Below are 18,783 nucleotides of genomic sequence, written 5' to 3' on the forward strand. Positions count from 1 at the left end.
AAAAAAGGCCGGGCCACGCCGCGATGTCATTCAGCCAAGCGCGACACCGTCGTTCCCGGCAGGGTCGGGAAGGACTTCCGGCGAAGGATGGAACCCAGGTTCGGGTGCATGGCCATTTACGCAAACTTGGATTCCGGCCTTCGCCGGAACGACGTGTTTAATTCAACTAATACGGGACGAGGCCTCAGCGCTTGGAATGGAAGCCGCGCTCCTGGGCGTCGTCCTGGCCGCGGTGCTCCATGCGCGGGCGGCTCGGCGCCGAGGGCATCGCCTGCGGCGGGGGCGGCGCCACCGCGGTCGGCGCGGGCGAGGGCGCCGGCATGCTCGGGCGGGGCGCGGCCAGCTGCATCGGCGCCTGGGACGGCGGCGCCGGACGCGGGGCAGCCTGCATCATGGGCGCGGGCATCGCCGCGACCGGATGCGGCCGCGAGCGCGGACCCTCGTCGCCATCGCGTCCGCCGCGCCATTCGCGTCCGCCGCGCTCTTCACGCTCGGCGCGCTCCGGCCGGAACCAGGGGCGCGGCTGCTCGGGGCGGTCGGCCTGCGGCGGCCGGATGTTCGGCACCGGCGCGCCCAGGGGCGCGGGCGCGGTGGTGATGCGTCCCGGCGGCAGCGGCGCGGCCAGCGGGGCGGCGGCGTTCTGCGGCCCCGGATCGGTCGCCAGGATGGGCGGGCGCTGGCCGCGCTGGAAGCGGTCACGGTCACGGTCACGGTCACGGTCACGGTCACGGTCACGGTCCCGGTCCCGGTCGCGCTCCGCACGATCGCGGTTCCACTCGGCGCGGTCGCGGTTCCATTCGTTGCGGTCACGGTTCCATTCGTTGCGCTCACGGCTCCATTCGCCGCGCTCGCGCTCTCCGCGATTGCGCTCCAGGCGGTCGCGCCAGGCGGCCGGCGGCGGCGGCGCGCTGGCCATGCCCAGTCCGCCAAGCGCCGGGCTGCTCGCCTTCGGCAGGCTGGACACCACCACCGGCCCGCGCTGGCCGAAATGTGCATGCGGCACCACGGTCAGGCCAGGCGGGCGGTAATCCGGCCGGCGGTCCGGGCCTTTCTGGTCGCGCGTGCGCCAGCCGTAGCTGTTCAGGCGGCGCAGGCGCTCGTCGGACAGGCGGTAGTGCGGCACGTAGCGGTCGTGCGGCCCGAGCGGATACCAGCCCAGGGCCGGCTGGCTGCGCGAATGGAAATGCGCGTTCCAGCCGCCGCCGCCGACCCAGCCCACCAGGGCCGGCGCCCAGATCGGACGGCGCTCGTGGCGGCCGGGCGCCCAGGCCCAGCGGTTCCTGACCTGCACCCAGCGGCCGTAATGGAAGGGCGCATAGCCCCAGGGCGCGTTGTCGACCCAGGTCCAGCCCCAGGGCGCGATCCAGGTCCAGCGTCCGTCCTGGTAGGGCGTCCAGGTGCTGACCACGGTCGGGATCCACAGTGCGCCGTATTCCGGGTCCTGGCTCCAGCTGCCGTGGCGGTCGAGTTCCTCGTAGCCGGTCATCTCGGTGGTGACGTAGCGCGCCGAGGCAGCGTTGTCGAGCAGGCGGTCGCGCCCCAGCGCCCAGTCGTCGAAGGCGTCACGGCGCGCCTGCAGGGTGCGGATATCGTATTCCTGCACCTCGGCGCTGCGGCCGGCGCGCACGGTGAGCTTGGCGCCGGCGCCGTCGACCTGGGCTTCGCCGTCGAACACGCTCACCAGGCTGGTGTCGCGGCTGCGCTCGGCGTCCACGCGCAGGCGGCCGGCGCGGCTCATGCGCACCCGCGCCTGCGGCGTGGCAAGCTCGAATTCGGGCGCCACCTCGTCGCTCAGGATGCGGATGCTGGCGCTGCCGTAGTGCAGGCGCAGGCGCAGGCTGTCGTCGTCCAGTTCGGTCACGGCGAGCGAGCTGTCGCCGTCCAGGCGGATCGAGGTCGAGCCGATGCGCAGCTCGGTGCGCGCGCCGGGCGCGGTGGTGATCAGGTTGTCGGTGGTGACGGGCCAGTTGACCAGGGCCTCGCTGGCGGTCTCGCCGACCTCGCTGCTGATCGTGACCTTGCCCTGGATCAGGGAGACGCGGCCGACCCGGCCCGGAGGCTCGGTCTCGATCCAGCGCCCGCCGCTGTCGACCTCCTGCACGTCTTGGGTCATGGCGCACGCGGAAAGCGTCGCCAGAGCAAGCGCGACGGAGGTCTTGGCGAAACGGAAGGTCATGGCGGGCTCCAGCGAGGAAGCGGACTAGGGAATTCCAGCCGCAAGGGGCTATCGTCGGTATAACGCGCAAGCCGCCCTGTGGACAACGCGGGTTACAGAAAGTTGCAAGTCAAGCGTAGCGCATAAACGGCGCCGCCGCCAAGGGGCTTCAGGCCGGCTGGCCGCCGCGCTTGACGAAGAACAGCATCGAACCGATCACCATCAACACCAGGCCGAAGAAGCGGTTCTGCAGCTTCATGGCGCGCGGATCGCGCAGGAAACGCTGCATCGAGGCGGCCAGGGCGGCGTAGCCGTGCATCACGATCGAGTCGATGGTGACCATGGTCACGCCCAGGATGGCCAGCTGGGGCAGCAGGGGAGCGTCCTTGGAAATGAACTGGGGCAGCACCGCCACCATGAAGATGATGCCCTTGGGATTGGTGGCATTGGTCAGGAAGCCGGTCAGCACGCGCTTGCCCAGCGAAGGGTGGGCTTCCAGGCCTTCGGTCGAGGCCAGCGGGCCGCTGGTGGCGGCCGCGCGCCACTGCGCGATGCCGAGGTAGATCAGGTAGAGCGCGCCGACCACCTTGACCACGGTGAAGGCCAGCGAGGAGGCCAGCAGCAGGGAGCCGACGCCGGCGCCGGCGATGAGCAGCACCAGGATCAGGCCCAGCTGCAATCCCAGCACGGTGCCGCTGGCCTTCTTCAGGCCATAGGCCAGGCCGTGGGACATCGACAGCACGGCGCCGGAGCCGGGCGAGATGGCGATCACGGTGCCGGCGATGACGAAGGCGAACCAGGTGGCGAAGCTCATGCTGGGACGGGAATAGGGGAAACGGGGAGAGGGGAAAACCAGCCTGCGCACGCGGCCGCCTGTAAGCCAGGCAGGACCGCGGCGCAAGCCGTGGGATGCTGCTTCTTCTTACTTCTTCTTCGGATTGACGGCGGCCTTCAGGGTGGCGCCGGCAGCGAAGCGCGGGGTCTTCGACGCAGCAATCTTGATCACTTCGCCAGTAGCCGGGTTACGGCCCTTGCGAGCGGCACGCTTGGTCACCGAGAAGGTGCCGAAGCCGGTGATGCCGACCGTGTCGCCTTTTTTCAGGCGTTCGGTGATGATGTCGATGATGGTGTTGACGGCGTCGCCAGCGGCAGCGCCGGACATCTCAGTGCGCTTCGCGAATTCCGCGATCAGTTCACCTTTTTTCATAAGTCCCTCCGGGTTAAAAGAGCGGGAAGATTAGCACAAATATTTCTTTGTGTAATCTCGCTCTGCCCAAGGAGGCCTTATGCGACGCCAGTTTCGAGTGCCGGACCACCCAGACGGTTGCGCAGGGCGGCGTTGATCAGGGTCTGGTAGCCGGTGCCGCAGCGCTCGGACAGGGTGCGGAATTCCTTCAGGACTTCGTCATCCAGGTAGATCGTGATGCGGGTCTTGCGTTTCGGCGGACGGGTACGGCGAACCGGTGCGGCTGGCACGGTCGAATCGGTATTCATCATGGCATCTCCTTCGTTGGACGAGGCTGCAGTACCGCAGTCCTCTGATTGCACTATACGTATGCGAGGGGGCAGCCGCCCGCCAAAAGCGACGAGATGCAGATTTTCAGGGCTGAAATGCAAAAAGCCGCGCTGAACCGTGTGCCTCTCCTGGCCCGGTCGGTTAATATCATGTGGTTTTGACATGACAGGAGCGTGACTGATGGCTGCAGGCAGTTTGCTGGCACTACTGGACGATATTGCGACCGTCCTCGACGACGTATCGGTGATGAGCAAGGTCGCCGCCAAGAAGACCGCCGGTGTGCTGGGCGACGACCTGGCCCTGAACGCCCAGCAGGTGACCGGCGTCAATCCCGAGCGCGAGCTGCCGGTGGTATGGGCGGTGGCCAAGGGTTCGCTCAAGAACAAGGCGATCCTGGTGCCGGCCGCGCTGGCGATTTCGGCCTTCGTTCCCTGGCTGATCACCCCGCTCCTGATGATCGGCGGCGCCTTCCTGTGCTTCGAGGGTTTCGAGAAGCTTGCTCACAAGTATTTACACAGCAAGGAAGAGGACGAGCGCCACCACGCCGAGCACGTCGAGGCGCTGGCCAATCCGGCGGTGGACGTATGCGAGGTCGAGAAGGACAAGATCAAGGGCGCGGTGCGCACCGACTTCATCCTGTCGGCGGAGATCATCGTGATCTCGCTGGGCACGGTGGCCGCCGCGCCTTTCGGCCAGCAGGTCGCAGTGCTGGTCACGATCGCGCTGGCGATGACGGTTGGCGTGTACGGCCTGGTGGCCGGCATCGTCAAGATGGACGACGCCGGGCTCTACCTGAGCCAGAAGCAGAACGGCGCCGCGCGCGGCCTCGGCAAGGGCCTGCTGGCGCTGGCGCCGAAGCTGATGAAATTCCTGTCGGTGGCCGGCACGGTGGCCATGTTCATGGTCGGCGGCGGCATCGTCAGCCACGCGGTGCCCTTCCTGCACCACCTGGAGGAAGGCGCGGCCCACGCGGTGGAAGGCGTGCCGGGGGTCGGCGGCCTGCTGGCCGCGATCGCGCCCTCGGTCACGAGCGCCCTCATCGGCATGGTGATCGGCGCCGCCGTGCTGCTGGTCGTCACCCTGGTGCAGCGCCTGCGCGGCAAGAAAGCGCACTGAGCCGGCCGGCTCAGCCGCCGGTCGCCAGGCGCTGCAGGCGCAGCGCCGCCATCCCATCCCTGACCGCCCAGGCCAGCGCCCCCAGCGCCATGGCGGTCAGCACCCAGCTTCCCCAGCCGTGATCGACGGGCGCCAGCCCGGTCGGCAACGCCTGCCACGCGTAGAGCGCCTGCCCGGTCAAGGTGTACATCACCCCCAGGTTGGCGAACAGGAAGAGGTGCAGCACCCGCTCGCTCGCCGGCAGCACCCGGGTGTCGCCCTCGATCACCACGTCGCGCGCCGAGACCGCCAGTTCCAGCGCGAACAGCGCGCCGATCCACCATGCCAGCCCACCGTGCCACTCGAACCAGGCAAGCGAGATGAACAGCAGTGCGAACACCAGTTCGCGCGCGCTGTGCATGCGCTCCTCGGCGGCGCCGTCGGCGCGCGCCGGTACCCGCGCCAGCAGCTCGTGATTGAGCAGGACGTCGATGCCGCCGAGGATGCCGTGTGCGATTACCGCATAGACATAGAGCGGCACGTTTTTTCCTTCTGCTCTAGACTTTGTAGGTCTCGGAGCGCCGGCTCAGGACAGCGCCCAACGCCAGGCCGATCGCGAAGCCGCCGTAGACGACCGCCAGCGAGGGCTTGGACAGGCGCTTCTCGTAGCCCGGATGCAGTCGGCGGGGCGTGATCTTGTAGTCGGTGAAGGCGGCCAGGGCCGAGGTTGCCGCCGCCGCGGCCAGGGTGCCGACCGGACTTTTCTTGTCCAGCACGCCGCCCATGAAGCGCTCGAACACGAAGGACCAGAAGGTGGCGCTGGCGTGGTGGATCAGGTAGCCCGGGACCGTATAGCGCAGCGACAGGCCGTCGTGGCGCGCCGCTTCCTTGCCATAGACGTAGTGGCTGACCGCATTGGTCGGCGCATAGGGGCTGCCGGTTTCCTTCTTGCCCATCAGCGCCAGGGCGGCGGTCGAGAGAATGCTGGACGCGGTGCCTGACACCAGGGCGCGCTGTAGTGCCGAATTGTGCATGGGACCCTCTTTGTGTAATTGATGCGAAAGGAAGCGTGGATGCGGATCTTGCTGACGGGCGCAAGCGGTTTCATCGGACAACACCTGCTGCAGGCGCTGCTGGCACAAGGCCACCACGTGACCTGCGCCACGCGCAAGCCCGGGGCCGCCAGCGCCGACCCGCGCCTGTCCGCCATCCAGGCTGACTTCGCCAACGATACCGACAAATCCGCCTGGCTGGCGCGCCTGTCGAACATCGACGTGGTCATCAACACAGTCGGCATCTTCCGCGAGAGTGGACGCCAGACTTTCGCCCGCCTGCATACCGAGACGCCGCGCGCCCTATTCGCCGCCTGCGCCGAATCGCACGAGGTGCAGATGGTGATCCAGCTCTCGGCCCTGGGCGCTGACGAAGAGGCGCAGACCCGCTACCACCTGTCCAAGAAGGCGGCCGACGACTACCTCGCTTCGCTGCCGGTGCGCGCCTACATCGTCCAGCCCTCGCTGGTCTACGGCCCCGAGGGCGCCAGCGCGCGCGCCTTCCGCACCCTGGCCAGCATGCCCTTCACCGTGCGCTTCGGCAGCGCGCCCCAGCTGGTGCAGCCGATCCACATCGACGACCTGGTGGCCGCGATCCTCGGCCTGCTCCAGCATCGCCTGCCGCTGCCCCACGGCCGCACCGCGCTGCGCCTGCCCCTGGTCGGGCTAGAAGCCATGCCCTTCACCGACTACCTGACGGCGCTGCGGCGCGCCATGGGCATGGGACGGCTGCGCGTGCTGCCGCTGCCCGACGGCGTGGCGCGGCTGGTGGCGAAGATGGGCAGGGTGGTGCCGGGCGCCCTGCTCGACGAGGACGCGCTTAGCATGCTCAACCGCGGCAACACCGCCGACCCGGGCCTCACCACGCGCCTGCTCGGCCATCCGCCACGGCCGGTGACCCAGTTCATCACCAGCCCGGCGGCCGAGCGCGCGCACGCCAAGCTGGGCTGGCTGCTGCCGGTGCTGCGCGGCAGCATCGCCACGGTCTGGATCCTGACCGCCCTGGTGTCCTACGGGCTGTATCCGGTCGAGGACAGCTACGCCCTGCTGGCGCGCACCGGCATTCCCGCCGAGCTGCAGCCGCTGATGCTCTACGGCGCCGCCAGCTTCGACCTGCTGCTGGGCCTGGGCATCCTGTTCCTGAAGCGGCGCCGCTGGCTGTGGCTGGCGCAACTGGCCCTGATCGGCTTCTACACGGTGGTGATCGCCATCAAGCTGCCGGAATTCCTGCTCCACCCCTACGGGCCGCTGACCAAGAACCTGCCCATGCTCGCGGCCATCTGGCTGCTCTACGAACTCGAGGAGAAATGATGGAATACGTCGTCGTGAAGTGGCTGCACATCCTGTCCTCGACCTTCCTGTTCGGCACCGGCATCGGTTCCGCCTGGTACATGCTGTTCGCCAACGTCAGCCGCGACGTGCGCGCCATCGCGGTGGTGGCCAAGTACGTGGTGATCGCCGACTGGCTGTTCACCGCCACCACCGCCGTGCTGCAGCCGGCCACCGGCTTCTACATGGCCCACCTGGCCGGCTATCCGCTGCACAGCAAGTGGATCATGTGGTCGGTGATCCTGTACGTGATCGCCGGCGCCTGCTGGCTGCCGGTGGTGTGGCTGCAGATGCGCATGCGCGACCTGGCCCAGGAGGCGGCGCGCAGCAATGGCGAGCTGCCGGCGCAGTACTGGCGTTATTTCCGGATCTGGGTCACGCTCGGGGTGCCGGCCTTTATCGCTTTCGTCGTGATCTTCTGGCTGATGGTGGCCAAGCCCATGTAATTCCACAAGTACACTGAAAGAGAGGAACAGATGCGCGCTTACCAAATCCTGCCCGGCGCCAATATCGACGGGCTGCAATGCGTCGACTACCCGGACCGCGAGCTGGGCACCGGCGAAGTCCGGATCCGGGTGCATGCCGTATCCCTGAACTACCGCGACCTGATGGTTGCGAGCGGCAATTACCTGGTGACCGTGGATGACCCGATCATCCCCTGCTCGGACGGCGCCGGCGAGGTGCTGGCCACCGGCCCCGGCGTGACCCGGGTGCAGAAGGGCGACCGCGTGGTCGGCTCCTTCTTCCCCTTCTGGTTCGACGGCGGACCCACGCCGGAAAAGGTGCGCCACGCCCTGGGGGGCGACATCGACGGCATGCTGGCCGAGGAAGTCATCCTGCACGAGGATGCGCTGGCCAGGATTCCGGCCGGCCTGAGCTTCATCGAGGCCTCGACCATGCCCTGCGCGGCGGTCACCGCCTGGAATGCGATCTTCGTGTCCAGCAATGGGGTGAAGCCGGGCGACACCGTGCTGCTGCTGGGCACGGGTGGCGTTTCCATCCTCGGCCTGCAACTGGCGCGGGCGGCCGGCCTGCGCACCATCATCACCTCGTCCAGCGACGAGAAGCTGGGACGGGCGCGCGAACTGGGCGCCCATCACACGATCAACTACCACAGCATTCCCGAATGGCATAACGAGGTGCTGCACCTGACCGGCAACCTGGGCGCGAAGGTGGTGCTGGAAGTGGGCGGGCAGGGCACGGTGAACCGCTCGGTGTCGGCGGCGGCGATGGGCGGCACGATCGCCATCATCGGCGGGGTCAGCGGCTTCGGCGGCGAGGTGAATCCGGCTTCGCTGCTGGCCACCGCCAAGCGCATGGTCGGGATCTACGTCGGCAGCCGCAGCATGCTGGAGGACGTGATGCGTTTCGCCGAGGTGGGCGGCATCGCGCCGGTGATCGATCGCGTCTTCCCGTTCAGCCAGGCGCAGCAGGCCTACCGCTACATGGAATCCGGCTCGCACTTCGGCAAGGTGGTGATCGCCGTGACCGACCCGTCTTAAGGTTTCAGGGGCACCAGTTCGATCTCGAACAGCTTGGGCCACAGCTTGCCGGTGACGAACAGGCGCTTGCTCTTGGCGTCCCAGGCGATGCCATTGAGCACGGCGTCCGGGTCGCTGGTGCCGCGCTGCGGGCGCGGCAGCAGGCCGGTGAGGTTGATCCAGCCGACCACCTTGCCGCTGTCCTTGTCGATGCGGGCGATCACGTCGGTGCCCCAGATGTTGGAGTACAGCTCGCCGTCGACCACTTCGAGCTCGTTGAGGCGGTCGATCGGCTGGTTATCGGCCGTCACCTGGATGCGGCGCACTTCCTTCATCGTCTTGGGGTCGAGGATGCGGATGAAGGAGCTGCCGTCGCTCATGTAGAGCTGCCTGGCGTCGCTGGCCAGGCCCCAGCCTTCGCCCTCGTACTTGAAGCTCTGCTTGAGCGTGAAACTCTTGAGGTCGAAGACATAGCCGACCTGCGAGGTCCAGGTCAGGCCGACCAGGTGGTTGCCCACCGCCGCCGCGCCTTCGCCGAATACCTCGGGCGGCAAGTCCTTCTTCTGCACCACCTTGCCGCTCTTGAGCTCCACCTTGCGTATGGCGGAAAGACCTTGTCGCCCGGTACTTTCGTACAAGTAACCGTCACGGAAAAACAGGCCTTGGGTAAAGGCTTGCGGATCGTGGGGATAGGTATTCTTGACGACGTAGCCGTAGACCGGAATCGCCGCCTGGACGGCGCCCGCGACGGTCCAGGCGAGGGCGAGGGTGGTGAACTGTTTCAGCATGGCATGTTCTAGATAGGCAGGCGCAGAGGGTAGCACGAAGCCGGTTCAGACGTAGGCCAGCAGGCGGCCGCAGGCGATGACGGCGATCCAGAGCAGTATGGACAAGGCGGCATGGAATTTCGCCCGTCCCGGCGCCTCCGTGTGCCAGGCGTCCGCACTGCGATAAGGACCGGTGTGGAACAGCAGGGCGTTCAGGCCCGCGGTGGCGAGCAGCGCCAGCTTGAGCTGGAAAGCGCGGTTGCCGAGCAGGTCAAGCGGCTGGGTGGCGAACATCAGCAAGCCGGTCGGCACGATGAGCAGCAGACTGCCCACCGACCACGGCAGCAGGTAGCGCGCCAGCGTGCGCACCGGCAACTCACGTCCGAAGCCCAGCACCCTCAGGTCGAACATCGCCACCGCGCCCACCAGCACGGAAAAGCCGACGATGTGGGCCGTCTCGACGATCGGATACAGCCAGGGATCGTCGCGCATGGCGCTGACCAGGGGCAGCGACGCGGCAATATCTGCCACGCCCTGTGCCGCCATCAGCGCAGCTCCGTCGTCTTGTCGCCGATGGTGATGCGTTCGGCGCGCAATTCGTCCGGTTTATTGCGGTTGGGATAGCCGTAGACGCTGGCCTTGCCGCCGGTGGCGAGCATGTCCTTGGCCAGGCCGCGGTTTTCCATGCGCGAGGGCGGAGCCAGCACTACCAGCCAGGTCTTGTCAGCCGTTTTCAGGCGGACATAGCCGTGCGGCTGGATATAGCCGGATTCCTCGATGGTGCCGGTCAGCTGCAGCGGCTGGTCGGCCTTGTATTCACTCCAGCCATGATGGGCGGAAGCCGTGGTGGCCACCAAGGCGGCCAGCAAAAACAGACGTTTCATGGGCACACTCCGGTTGAGGACAACGCGACGATTGTACTCCCGCTGGCGGCACTGGCTCGCGCAATCCCTGCGCTAGGCGTGCGCGCGCAACACGCCCAGCTTGGCGAGACGCCCGCCGGCCGGGCGCGCAACCACGATCTCGCCCTGGGCGACATATTCGCTCACCAGGGCGCGGATGTTGACGTCGTGGGTGACCAGCACCAGGTTGTCCTTGCCGGCATAGGCGCCGGCCCGGGCCAGCACCTGGGCCAGCTTCTCGCGTTGCGACGCCTCGCCATCCTGGAACATCGAGTCCAGCATGGGAGCCGGCTCGACCCGGCCGAAGGCCAGGCGCGCGGTGTCGAGGCAGCGGCACCAGCGGCTGGACAGGACCTCGCCAACCGGGATCTTACGGCTGCGAAAGGCTTCGCCGATGCGGCGCGCGTCCTTGCGGCCGGCCTCGGACAAATTGCGCTGGGTCTTGCATTCGGTCAGCACGAAGCCGGGCGGGTCGCCGATGCCCGGGTGGGTGGCGGCGTGGCGCATCAGGAGCACGTGGCCGCCCTCGCCCAGGCGCTGCCAGAGCGCGGCGGGGTCGGCGTCGGCCCAGAGGGGCGGGCTGGCGCCGGCGGCGAGCAGCGCCAGCACATGTCGTCGGTCCATGGTCGTCTCCGCAAGAAGATGTCTGGGAATTATCCGTCGCCACGGCCGAGCCGGGCGCACAAGTTAGCTGCCAGGATATCTTGTCTTGGGGAATGCTATGCTGGAGTCAACGCCACAGGAGGAGAGCCCTCATGCCGATGCGACGCACGGCGGTCAGCGCCGATCTTGCCGAGCTTTGGGCCTTGCGCACCAGGGCCGTGCGGGCCAGCTGCGCCACCCATTATCCTCCCGACATCATCGACACCTGGTGCGCCGCGCCACCGCCCGCCACGCTGCCCCTGCTGGTGCAGGCCGGTGGCGGTCTGGTGGCCGAGGAGGATGGCCGGGTGATCGGCTACGCCATCCTCAACCAGGAAACGGGCGAGGTCGACGCCGTCTTCGTCGAGCCCGAGCACCAGGGCCGGGGCATCGCGCGCGACCTGATGCAGCGCCTGGAGACGCTGGCGGTGGCGCGCGGCCTGCCGCGCCTGTTCCTGTCCGCCTCGCTCAACGCCGTGCCCTTCTACGAGCGCGCGGGCTTTCGCTCGCTGCGCGAGGAGATCTATTCACACCGCAGCGGCATTGGCATTCGCTCGGTGTTCATGGAAAAGCCGCTGGCCCGCCACGCTTGATGGGTGCCCGCTCTCAGTACACGGGGATCGGGTTCGCCTGCAGGTAGGCGTTGAACTCGTTGACCAGTTTGTGCTCATTGGGACCGGCGTTGTCGCGCATTGGCTTGGCCGCTTCGACCACCACTTCTTCCTTGTCGCTTGCCAGCGCCGCCATGGTCTGCTCGATGAAGGCCTCGAGCGGCATGGCGCGCGGATCGTCGCCTTTATAGACCAGGTCCGTGTTGACCCAGGGCGGGGCGATTTCCTGCAGCTTCACAGAGGTGTCGCGCAGCATGAAGCGTTGCGACAGCGTGTACGAGTGCAGGGCGGCCTTGGTGGCCGAGTAGACGGCGGTCGAGGCCAGCGGCACATAGGCTAGCACCGAGGTGTTGTTGATGATGGTGGCGCGCGGCTGCCGCTTCAGGTGGCCGACCAGGGCGGCGCTCATGCGGATTGGGCCGAGCAGGTTCGTGGTCACGGTGGACAGCATCACCTCTTCGTCGATCTCGCCGGCGGCGTCATCGAAAGGCATGATGCCGGCGTTGTTGACCAGCACGTTCAGCGCGGGGAAGTCCCTGGTCAGCTGGCCGGCCACGCGCTTGATGCTGGCCGGGTCGGCGATGTCCAGTTCCACCGCGTGCATTCCAGGGTTGGCCTTCACGACTTCATCGAGCAGGGCCTTGCGGCGGCCGGCGATGATCACGGTGTTGCCCAGCTTGTGGAAGGCTTCCGCCAGGCCGCGTCCGATGCCCGAGGTACCGCCGGTGATGAGGATGGTGTTGTCGGTGAGTTGCATGGTCTTCTCCTTGTTCGATGATGTCGTTCGGTGAATGCTGCGTCGTGTCGGAACTATAGGTTGCGGCGGGGCGGCCGGCCGGTCGAATACGCCTCGATTCCGGCCAAGGTGCGCGCCTCAGGCGGCCTTGGGAGCCAGGTAGCGCGGCGCCGGGGTGCTGCGCGACAGGTTGGGGCCGAGCGCCAGGCGGGCGGCTTCGAACTTGTCCCAGTCGGCGGCTTCGGGCAGGGCGGGGATGGTGATCACTTCGCCCAGGTCCAGGCCGGCGAGGGCGGCGTCGACCAGGTCGTTCACGTGCATCACGATGTCCTGCGGAAGGTGGGCCACCGGCACGCCGGCGTGGTCCCAGAACTCGGTGGCGGTGGCGCCCGGCAGGACGGCCTGGACCCGCACGCCCTTGCTGCCGACTTCGTGCTGCAGCGACTGGGTCAGGGCCAGCACGAAGGCCTTGCTGCCGCCGTAGGTGCCGTTCAGGACTTCGGGGGCGACGGCGACGATGGACGAGATGTTGATGATGGTGCCTTGGCCGCGCTGGACCAGGCGCGGGGTGACGGCGCGGGTCAGGCGGGTGAGCGCGGTGACGTTCAGGGCGATCATGCGGTCCAGGTCTTCGGGCGAGGAATCGAGCATGCTGGCGGTGGCGCCCAGGCCGGCGTTGTTGAGCAGCAGGGTGATCGACTCGTCGCTGGCCAGGCGCTGTTCGACGGCGCGCAGGTCTTCGGTGCGGGTCAGGTCGGCCGGCAGGATGTCGATCTTGCGGCCGGTGGCGGCGCGCACGCTGGCGGCCACCTGTTCGAGGCGCTCGCGGTTGCGGGCGACCAGGACCAGGTCGTAGCCGCGTTCGGCCAGGCGCTGCGCGTAGCGCGCGCCGATGCCGGTGGATGCGCCGGTGATCAGGGCGGTGCCGGTTTGTGCGTTGGTGGTGGTGTTCATGTCGCTCTCCTTGGGTTGGTTGTTCAGGTTGGTATTTCCTTGCTCGATGTGAACAGTCTACGGAGGAGAGGCATGGCCAGTTGGCCGTATATCCCTCGATTTGGGACATCTTGGCGATGGCGGAAAAGGTGGGATTGCGGACATGGGGTGGAACATGGCCGTGATACGCCAGTCCGCACCTGCGCAGGTCAGTGGGTCGCTGCGCACCTCAGTCACGCATCTTCAGCACGCGAGTCACGCAACTCCAGCACGTCAGTCCCGCGACCTATACACGTCATTCCGGCGAAGGCCGGAATCCAAGTTTTACGCGCCGCCATCCACATCGAGCGCAGTGGGAACGCGGCGGACTTGGATTCCGGCCTTCGCCGGAATGACGTACTGGAGGCGCGGGACTGACGTGCATAGACGGCGGAACCGCCGTGCATAAGAGGGTGCAAAAAAAACGGCGTGCACAAGGCACGCCGTCGACATAGCCGCCCAGTCAGGACGGCCGATGGACCGTTGAAAGAATCACAGGAAAGTGAACACCTGTTCCTGCGTCAGCCGCGATTTCGGCAGCCCCGCGTTGAAGTCGGCGTCCGAGGAATAACCGAAGCTCGCCAGCACCAGGCTGCTCAAGCCCTTCTCGTTCAGCCCCAGTTCCGCGTCCAGGATCTTCTGGTCGAAACCTTCCATCGGGGTCGCATTGATTTCCAGCGTGGAGGCGCCCAGCAGGGCGGTGCCCAGCGCCAGGTAGACCTGCTTTTCGAGCCACTGCGCCACGTCCTTGCTGCCGTAGCGGTGCTGGCGCACGTAGCCGCGGCGGCCGGCGTCCTGGCCGGCGCGGGCGGCGGCGTCGCGGAAACGGCCGTCGCGGCCTTCCTGCTCCAGCAGGCGGTTCAGGTGCTCTTCATCCATGTCGATGCGGGCGCACAGCACGATCACGTGCGAGGCGTCCAGGATCTTCGACTGGTTGTACGAATAGCCACCCGCCGCCGCCTTGGCGATGCGCGCCTTGCCTTCCGGGGTGTTGGCCACGACGAAGTGCCAGGGCTGCGAGTTCACCGACGAGGGGCTGTTGCGCAGCAGGTCGTAGACCTTCTGCATCACCTCTTCGGGGATGCGGCGCTCGGCATCGTAGGCTTTGGCGGTATGGCGCTTCTTGGCGGCCGACAGAATATCCATGGTGTGATCCTCTTGCGATAAAACGAAAATGGTAAGCGATCTGCGAATTAGAAGTGTTCGAGCACGATTTTTCCGTGCGCCTTGCCGCTTTCGACCAGGGCATGGGCGCGCCGCAGGTTGGCCGCGTTGATGACGCCGAAATGCTCGCTGACCGTCGTCTTGAGCACCCCTTGGTCCACCATCTGCGCCACCCGGTCCAGCAGCTCGTGCTGGCGCACCATGTCGGCGGTCTGGAACATCGAACGGGTGAACATCAGCTCCCAGTACAGCGAGATCGACTTGCGCTTGAGCGGCATGGCGTCCAGGGTCGCCGGATCGTCGATCAGCGCCAGCTGGCCCTGGGGCGCCAGCGCCTCGACGATGTCCTGGTAGTGGTGGTCGGTATGGGTCAGGCTGATCACGATATCGACCGCGTCCAGGCCCAGCGCCGCCAGCTGCGGCTGCATCGGCCGGGTATGGTCGATGGTATGGTGGGCGCCCAGCTCTCGCACCCACTGGCGGGTGAGGTCGCGCGAGGCGGTGCCGACGATGGTCAGCTTGGTCAGCTGGCGCGCCAGCTGGACTAGGATCGAGCCCACGCCGCCGCCGGCGCCGACGATCAGCACCGACTTGCCTTCGCACCCGCCTTCCTCCACCTTGAGGCGGTCGAACAGGAGTTCCCAGGCCGTGATCGAGGTCAGCGGCAGGGCGGCCGCTTCGGCGAAGCCCAGGCTGGCCGGCTTGCGGCCGACGATGCGCTCGTCCACCACCTGGAACTGGCTGTAGGAACCCGGACGGGTGATCGAACCGGCGTAGAACACTTCGTCGCCCGGCGCGAACAGGGTCACTTCGGCGCCGACGGCGCGCACGATGCCGCTCGCGTCCCAACCCAGCACGCGCGGCTCGCTCACGGCGGAGCCGCGGCGCACCTTGGTGTCGACCGGGTTGACCGCGACCGCGCGCACTTCGACCAGCAGGTCGTTGGGGCCGGCGAGCGGCATCGGCAGCTCGCTGTCCTGCAGCGCGTTCGGGTCCTCGATCGGCAGGCCGTGTTGGGTGTAGACGATGGCTTTCATGCTCTTCCTCCAGGGTGGATGGTCGGGTGTATCGTGAGCAGGCATTCTAGGGACAGCGGCGGCCTGGAAACACCGGCATGGCCGGATTACACTTTCACGGCTGGAGTGAAAATACCGGTCCTCCGGAGGAGGGGGACGAAGACGGGCAGGGCGAGGCCCGGTTACACTCGGCGTTTCGCGTTCCACTTTCACATACAGGAAGAAAATGATCCGGCTCGACGACCTGGCCCTCTTCGTGCGCTCCGCGGCGCTCGGCAGCTTCTCGCAGGCGGCGCGCGAGGTGAACCTGCTGCCGGGGCAGGCCAGCGCGGCGATCCAGCGCCTGGAGCGCGAGCTCGACATCCGCCTGTTCGCGCGCTCCACCCGCAGCCTGCGCCTGACCGAGGAGGGCAAGCGCTACCTGCCCTACGCCCAGGACGCCCTGCAGGCGCTGCGCGACGGCTACGAAGGCATGCGCGGCGAGAGCGCCGCGCTGAGCGGCATGCTGCAGATCGCCGCTCCATCGGACCTGGGCCGCAACGTCCTGCTGCCCTGGATCACGGAGTTCCGCCGCAATCACCCCGGCCTGGACATCCAGCTGCTGGTGTCGGACCAGGTGGCCGACGTGTTCCGCGATCCGGTCGACATCGCCCTGCGCTATGGCCAGATCGAGGACGCCAGCTTCATCGCACTGCCGTTGGCGCCGGATAACCGGCGCGTGCTGGTGGCTTCTCCCTCCTATCTGGCGCGCCGCGGCCGGCCGGGCGCGCTCGCCGACCTGTCCGGTCACGACTGCCTGGTCTACCGCCTGCGCGGGCGCACCTACGACCGCTGGGGCTTCCCTACGCCCGAGGGCGAACACACGGTGCAGGTCAGCGGTTCCCTGGTGAGCGACGACGCCGACGTCGTGCGGCGCTGGGCGGTGGCCGGCGAAGGCATCGCCTACAAATCCTGGCTCGACGTGCATGAGGACGTGGCTGCCGGCCGGCTGGAGGTGCTGCTGCCCGAGGTGCAGGGACAGGCGACGCCGCTCAACCTGGTGTGCCCGCACCGCAAGCAATTCTCTCCGGCCGTGAAGCTGCTGCACGCCATGCTGGCGGAGCGTTGCCTGCCCCTGAGCGCAGGCCTGCAGCGGCTGCGCGAGCCGGCCGGGTGATCAGGTCGAGCGCAGCAGCAGATAGGCCAGCAGCAGCATCAGGCTGCCGGTGAAGGCCTCGATCAGGCGCCACACCTCGGGACGCGAGAGCAGCGGCGCGGCGCGGCGCGCGCCGAAGCCCAGCATCGAAAACCACAGCACCGAGGCCGTCATCGCCCCCAGCGCGAAGGACAGGCGCTGGCCGGCCGCGAAGCCGCCGCCCACGGCGCCCAGCAGCACCACGGTGTCGAGGTAGACGTGGGGGTTGAGCAGCGAGATCGCCAGCACGGTGGCCAGCGCCTTGCCCAGGGTCTCCAGGCGCTGGCCGCCGAGCTCCAGGGCCGCGCCGCCGCGCGCGCTGCTGGCGAAGCAGCGCAGGCCATACCAGACCAGGAAGGCGGCGCCGCCGTATTGCGCAAGGCCGAGCAGGAAGGGCGAGGATTCGACCAGCGCCCCCAGCCCCGCCATGCCGAGCGCGATCAGCACGACATCGACGAGGATGCAGGTGGCGACCACCGGCAGCACGTGCTGGCCGCGCACGCCGGTACGGATCACGTGCGCGTTCTGCGCGCCGATCGCCATGATCAGGCTGGCCCCCAGGCCCAGCCCCTGAAGAAACACCTGATGGGACAGCATTGTGGACTCCTTGGGAAAGACTCCATGATCCCGGCCGCCGGCTTTAAATTCAATTATATTGATGAAATCTAATCCTCCTTAAGCAGAACTGAATCATGAAGATCGATCCGCGCCGCAGCAGCGCCTTCATCGCCGCCGTCGATGCGGGCAGCCTGGAGCTGGCCGCGGTCCAGCTCAGCATCACGCCTTCGGCGGTGTCGCAGCGGATCTCGGCGCTCGAGCAGGACCTGGGCACGCCGTTGCTGGTGCGCAGCCGCCCCTGCCGCCCGACCGGCCCCGGCATGCGCCTGCTGCAGTACCTGCGCCGCTCCGCCCTGCTGGAATCAGAATTCCTGGCCGAGATGGGCATGGACCCCGGACCGGTGCGGGTGGCGCTGGCGGTCAACAACGACACCCTGGCCACCTGGCTGCTGCCGGTGCTGGCGCCGGTGCTGCAGGAAGAAGAGCTGCTGGTGGAGTTCGTGCTCGACAACCAGGGCCATACCTTCACGCTGCTCGAACAGGGCAGGGCCGTGGCCTGCGTCTCGGGGGAGGCCGAACCGATGAACGGCTGCATCGCCAGCCCGCTGGGCGTTATGCGCTACCGGCTGGTGGCCTCGCCCGTGTTCGCGCGGCGCTGGTTCCCTGACGGCTTCACGCGCGCCGCCGCCCAGCACGCGCCGGTGATGGTGTTCGACCGCAAGGACTCGCTGCAGTCGGTGTTCCTGATGCAGCACTTCGGCCTGCCCGACGGCGCCTACCCTTTCCATTACGTGCCGGCCAGCGACCCTTACGTGGGCGCGATCCGGGTCGGCATGGGTTACGGCCTGCTGCCGCAGGAGCAGTGCGCGGCCCTGCTGGCCTCCGGCGAACTGGTCGACCTCACGCCGGCGCTGCACGTCGACGTGCCGCTGTACTGGCACGCCTGGCGTATCCAGCCGCCGCGCCTGGAGCGCATGGGCGCGGCGCTGGTGAAGGCGGCGCGCGAGGTGCTGCTGCCGCTGGCCTGAGCGCCTATTCGACGCGCCACCACTCGGCCACGCCCCACAACAGCTCGGGGATGAGGAAGAGCCAGAGCACCGGCAGTTCGGCCTCCAGCATGGCCCAGGCCAGCCAGACCGCGAACAGCAGGCGCCCGGTGGCATCGAAGCGGCCCAGCTTCAGGCTCGGGCCGGTGAGGCGGCAGGCGGACCAGAGCAGGACCAGGGTGCCGAGCAGGCTGGCGAGCAGGAAGTGCAGGGTGGCGAAGGGCGGCAGCGCGCCGGCGCCCAGCAGCTGGTTGATGCTTGAAAGCTGACCGTGGAGCAGGGCGAAGGTCCAGGGCGTGGCCAGGGGGAAGACCACCAGGATGTCGTAGAGGGCGCTGGCGCGGGTGAGGCGGAGGTAGGCGGGTAGCGGCAAGGCGGGCATGGGGTTCTCCTGCGGGTTGCCAGGAGATAGTGGCAGCTCTCGGCACGATGCTGCTTGAGCTAACGCGGGTTCGTGCGAACTTGGATTCCGGCCTGCGCCGGAATGACGCTTCGAGGCCGCAGGCCCACCGGGAATGAGCACCGGCGCGCTCCTGCGGCTTGCCCGCACCGTATAAAAAAACGGGT

At 67.7% G+C, this 18,783-nt stretch carries 23 protein-coding genes; 7 read left to right on the forward strand and 16 right to left on the reverse strand.

The features are described 5' to 3' along the window. Positions 1–184: 184 nt before the first annotated feature. From B0920_RS23485 to B0920_RS23500, 4 genes are all read right to left on the reverse strand, one after another. On the reverse strand, positions 185–2,176 hold the full coding sequence (locus B0920_RS23485; RefSeq protein ID WP_078035118.1) for a FecR family protein: 1,992 nt from the start codon (positions 2,174–2,176) through the stop codon (positions 185–187). Between the two features lie 148 nt (positions 2,177–2,324). After that, the gene (locus B0920_RS23490; RefSeq protein ID WP_078035119.1) at positions 2,325–2,969 is read right to left on the reverse strand and encodes a LysE family transporter; all 645 of its coding nucleotides are present in this window, start codon (positions 2,967–2,969) and stop codon (positions 2,325–2,327) included. A gap of 108 nt (positions 2,970–3,077) precedes the next feature. Then, complete coding sequence (locus B0920_RS23495) at positions 3,078–3,362, reverse strand: HU family DNA-binding protein (protein ID WP_078035120.1); 285 nt, start codon at positions 3,360–3,362, stop codon at positions 3,078–3,080. Positions 3,363–3,439: 77 nt separating this feature from the next. After that, positions 3,440–3,652 carry a BrnA antitoxin family protein gene (locus B0920_RS23500; RefSeq protein WP_229455922.1) on the reverse strand — a complete coding sequence of 71 codons (213 nt, stop codon included), beginning with the start codon at positions 3,650–3,652 and terminating at the stop codon, positions 3,440–3,442. Positions 3,653–3,851: 199 nt separating this feature from the next. Here B0920_RS23500 and B0920_RS23505 point away from each other — a divergent pair, with 199 nt between their 5' ends. Beyond that, positions 3,852–4,787 carry a DUF808 domain-containing protein gene (locus tag B0920_RS23505; protein ID WP_078035121.1) on the forward strand — a complete coding sequence of 312 codons (936 nt, stop codon included), beginning with the start codon at positions 3,852–3,854 and terminating at the stop codon, positions 4,785–4,787. Between the two features lie 10 nt (positions 4,788–4,797). Here the strand turns inward: B0920_RS23505 and B0920_RS23510 are convergent, their stop codons facing one another. Together B0920_RS23510 and B0920_RS23515 are read right to left on the reverse strand one after the other, a co-directional pair. Continuing rightward, a complete protein-coding gene (locus B0920_RS23510; RefSeq protein ID WP_078035122.1) occupies positions 4,798–5,307 on the reverse strand; it encodes a hypothetical protein in 510 nt (169 codons plus the stop codon). Positions 5,308–5,323: 16 nt separating this feature from the next. Next, on the reverse strand, positions 5,324–5,800 hold the full coding sequence (locus B0920_RS23515) for a hypothetical protein (protein WP_078035123.1): 477 nt from the start codon (positions 5,798–5,800) through the stop codon (positions 5,324–5,326). A gap of 39 nt (positions 5,801–5,839) precedes the next feature. Between B0920_RS23515 and B0920_RS23520 the strand changes: the two genes are divergently transcribed. Genes B0920_RS23520 through B0920_RS23530 form a run of 3 tightly spaced genes read left to right on the forward strand, consistent with a single transcriptional unit; the run spans position 5,840 to position 8,649 of the window. Continuing rightward, positions 5,840–7,129, forward strand: coding sequence for an SDR family oxidoreductase (locus B0920_RS23520; RefSeq protein WP_078035124.1), 1,290 nt, complete (start codon positions 5,840–5,842; stop codon positions 7,127–7,129). Continuing rightward, positions 7,129–7,593 (forward strand): DUF2269 domain-containing protein, encoded by a 465-nt coding sequence (locus tag B0920_RS23525; protein ID WP_078035125.1) that lies wholly within the window; start codon positions 7,129–7,131, stop codon positions 7,591–7,593. Before B0920_RS23520 ends, B0920_RS23525 begins: the two co-directional genes overlap by 1 nt. Positions 7,594–7,623: 30 nt before the next feature. Further along, complete coding sequence (locus B0920_RS23530; protein ID WP_078035126.1) at positions 7,624–8,649, forward strand: NAD(P)-dependent alcohol dehydrogenase; 1,026 nt, start codon at positions 7,624–7,626, stop codon at positions 8,647–8,649. Here the strand turns inward: B0920_RS23530 and B0920_RS23535 are convergent. The 4 genes from B0920_RS23535 to B0920_RS23550 form a co-directional block, all read right to left on the reverse strand. Beyond that, positions 8,646–9,416, reverse strand: coding sequence for a glutaminyl-peptide cyclotransferase (locus B0920_RS23535; RefSeq protein WP_078035127.1), 771 nt, complete (start codon positions 9,414–9,416; stop codon positions 8,646–8,648). The genes B0920_RS23530 and B0920_RS23535 overlap by 4 nt on opposite strands. Positions 9,417–9,461: 45 nt before the next feature. Further along, positions 9,462–9,941, reverse strand: a complete 480-nt coding sequence (locus B0920_RS23540; protein ID WP_078035128.1) for a DUF6644 family protein — start codon at positions 9,939–9,941, stop codon at positions 9,462–9,464. Then, a complete protein-coding gene (locus B0920_RS23545; RefSeq protein WP_078035129.1) occupies positions 9,941–10,279 on the reverse strand; it encodes a DUF6152 family protein in 339 nt (112 codons plus the stop codon). The genes B0920_RS23540 and B0920_RS23545 overlap by 1 nt, the downstream gene beginning before the upstream one ends. A 72-nt stretch (positions 10,280–10,351) precedes the next feature. Further along, on the reverse strand, positions 10,352–10,921 hold the full coding sequence (locus tag B0920_RS23550) for a histidine phosphatase family protein (RefSeq protein WP_078035130.1): 570 nt from the start codon (positions 10,919–10,921) through the stop codon (positions 10,352–10,354). A 131-nt stretch (positions 10,922–11,052) separates the two neighbouring features. On the opposite strand from B0920_RS23550, the gene B0920_RS23555 reads away from it, so the two are divergent. Further along, a complete protein-coding gene (locus B0920_RS23555; protein ID WP_078035131.1) occupies positions 11,053–11,532 on the forward strand; it encodes a GNAT family N-acetyltransferase in 480 nt (159 codons plus the stop codon). Positions 11,533–11,545: 13 nt separating this feature from the next. Here the strand turns inward: B0920_RS23555 and B0920_RS23560 are convergent, their stop codons facing one another. From B0920_RS23560 to B0920_RS23575, 4 genes are all read right to left on the reverse strand, one after another. Continuing rightward, on the reverse strand, positions 11,546–12,307 hold the full coding sequence (locus B0920_RS23560) for an SDR family oxidoreductase (RefSeq protein WP_078035132.1): 762 nt from the start codon (positions 12,305–12,307) through the stop codon (positions 11,546–11,548). Between the two features lie 117 nt (positions 12,308–12,424). After that, complete coding sequence (locus B0920_RS23565) at positions 12,425–13,240, reverse strand: SDR family oxidoreductase (protein WP_078035133.1); 816 nt, start codon at positions 13,238–13,240, stop codon at positions 12,425–12,427. A 510-nt stretch (positions 13,241–13,750) separates the two neighbouring features. Continuing rightward, a complete protein-coding gene (nfsB, locus tag B0920_RS23570; RefSeq protein ID WP_078035134.1) occupies positions 13,751–14,404 on the reverse strand; it encodes an oxygen-insensitive NAD(P)H nitroreductase in 654 nt (217 codons plus the stop codon). A gap of 47 nt (positions 14,405–14,451) precedes the next feature. Then, a complete protein-coding gene (locus B0920_RS23575) occupies positions 14,452–15,459 on the reverse strand; it encodes a zinc-binding alcohol dehydrogenase family protein (RefSeq protein ID WP_078035135.1) in 1,008 nt (335 codons plus the stop codon). A gap of 205 nt (positions 15,460–15,664) precedes the next feature. Here B0920_RS23575 and B0920_RS23580 point away from each other — a divergent pair, with 205 nt between their 5' ends. Continuing rightward, the gene (locus B0920_RS23580) at positions 15,665–16,594 is read left to right on the forward strand and encodes a LysR family transcriptional regulator (RefSeq protein WP_078035136.1); all 930 of its coding nucleotides are present in this window, start codon (positions 15,665–15,667) and stop codon (positions 16,592–16,594) included. On the opposite strand, the gene B0920_RS23585 is transcribed toward B0920_RS23580, so the two are convergent. Next, the gene (locus B0920_RS23585; protein ID WP_179119274.1) at positions 16,595–17,209 is read right to left on the reverse strand and encodes a LysE/ArgO family amino acid transporter; all 615 of its coding nucleotides are present in this window, start codon (positions 17,207–17,209) and stop codon (positions 16,595–16,597) included. It lies immediately after the preceding gene. Positions 17,210–17,304: 95 nt separating this feature from the next. Between B0920_RS23585 and B0920_RS23590 the strand changes: the two genes are divergently transcribed. Beyond that, positions 17,305–18,198 carry a LysR family transcriptional regulator ArgP gene (locus B0920_RS23590; protein ID WP_078035137.1) on the forward strand — a complete coding sequence of 298 codons (894 nt, stop codon included), beginning with the start codon at positions 17,305–17,307 and terminating at the stop codon, positions 18,196–18,198. A 4-nt stretch (positions 18,199–18,202) separates the two neighbouring features. Here the strand turns inward: B0920_RS23590 and B0920_RS23595 are convergent, their stop codons facing one another. After that, the gene (locus B0920_RS23595) at positions 18,203–18,598 is read right to left on the reverse strand and encodes a hypothetical protein (protein ID WP_078035138.1); all 396 of its coding nucleotides are present in this window, start codon (positions 18,596–18,598) and stop codon (positions 18,203–18,205) included. Positions 18,599–18,783: the final 185 nt, after the last annotated feature.

This window comes from Massilia sp. KIM (assembly GCF_002007115.1).
In the GTDB taxonomy this organism is placed as follows: domain Bacteria; phylum Pseudomonadota; class Gammaproteobacteria; order Burkholderiales; family Burkholderiaceae_D; genus Telluria.

Excerpts from the sequence above, each read along its gene's own strand:
- B0920_RS23575 (WP_078035135.1), bottom strand. The coding sequence starts at position 15,459 with ATGAAAGCCATCGTCTACACCCAACACGGCCTGCCGATCGAGGACCCG.
- B0920_RS23595 (WP_078035138.1), bottom strand. The coding sequence starts at position 18,598 with ATGCCCGCCTTGCCGCTACCCGCCTACCTCCGCCTCACCCGCGCCAGC.
- B0920_RS23545 (WP_078035129.1), bottom strand. The coding sequence starts at position 10,279 with ATGAAACGTCTGTTTTTGCTGGCCGCCTTGGTGGCCACCACGGCTTCC.
- nfsB (WP_078035134.1), bottom strand. The coding sequence starts at position 14,404 with ATGGATATTCTGTCGGCCGCCAAGAAGCGCCATACCGCCAAAGCCTAC.
- B0920_RS23550 (WP_078035130.1), bottom strand. The coding sequence starts at position 10,921 with ATGGACCGACGACATGTGCTGGCGCTGCTCGCCGCCGGCGCCAGCCCG.
- B0920_RS23520 (WP_078035124.1), top strand. The coding sequence starts at position 5,840 with ATGCGGATCTTGCTGACGGGCGCAAGCGGTTTCATCGGACAACACCTG.
- B0920_RS23500 (WP_229455922.1), bottom strand. The coding sequence starts at position 3,652 with ATGATGAATACCGATTCGACCGTGCCAGCCGCACCGGTTCGCCGTACC.
- B0920_RS23495 (WP_078035120.1), bottom strand. The coding sequence starts at position 3,362 with ATGAAAAAAGGTGAACTGATCGCGGAATTCGCGAAGCGCACTGAGATG.
- B0920_RS23590 (WP_078035137.1), top strand. The coding sequence starts at position 17,305 with ATGAAGATCGATCCGCGCCGCAGCAGCGCCTTCATCGCCGCCGTCGAT.
- B0920_RS23555 (WP_078035131.1), top strand. The coding sequence starts at position 11,053 with ATGCCGATGCGACGCACGGCGGTCAGCGCCGATCTTGCCGAGCTTTGG.
- B0920_RS23540 (WP_078035128.1), bottom strand. The coding sequence starts at position 9,941 with ATGGCGGCACAGGGCGTGGCAGATATTGCCGCGTCGCTGCCCCTGGTC.
- B0920_RS23490 (WP_078035119.1), bottom strand. The coding sequence starts at position 2,969 with ATGAGCTTCGCCACCTGGTTCGCCTTCGTCATCGCCGGCACCGTGATC.
- B0920_RS23530 (WP_078035126.1), top strand. The coding sequence starts at position 7,624 with ATGCGCGCTTACCAAATCCTGCCCGGCGCCAATATCGACGGGCTGCAA.
- B0920_RS23585 (WP_179119274.1), bottom strand. The coding sequence starts at position 17,209 with ATGCTGTCCCATCAGGTGTTTCTTCAGGGGCTGGGCCTGGGGGCCAGC.
- B0920_RS23485 (WP_078035118.1), bottom strand. The coding sequence starts at position 2,176 with ATGACCTTCCGTTTCGCCAAGACCTCCGTCGCGCTTGCTCTGGCGACG.
- B0920_RS23560 (WP_078035132.1), bottom strand. The coding sequence starts at position 12,307 with ATGCAACTCACCGACAACACCATCCTCATCACCGGCGGTACCTCGGGC.
- B0920_RS23525 (WP_078035125.1), top strand. The coding sequence starts at position 7,129 with ATGGAATACGTCGTCGTGAAGTGGCTGCACATCCTGTCCTCGACCTTC.
- B0920_RS23580 (WP_078035136.1), top strand. The coding sequence starts at position 15,665 with ATGATCCGGCTCGACGACCTGGCCCTCTTCGTGCGCTCCGCGGCGCTC.
- B0920_RS23515 (WP_078035123.1), bottom strand. The coding sequence starts at position 5,800 with ATGCACAATTCGGCACTACAGCGCGCCCTGGTGTCAGGCACCGCGTCC.
- B0920_RS23565 (WP_078035133.1), bottom strand. The coding sequence starts at position 13,240 with ATGAACACCACCACCAACGCACAAACCGGCACCGCCCTGATCACCGGC.
- B0920_RS23505 (WP_078035121.1), top strand. The coding sequence starts at position 3,852 with ATGGCTGCAGGCAGTTTGCTGGCACTACTGGACGATATTGCGACCGTC.
- B0920_RS23535 (WP_078035127.1), bottom strand. The coding sequence starts at position 9,416 with ATGCTGAAACAGTTCACCACCCTCGCCCTCGCCTGGACCGTCGCGGGC.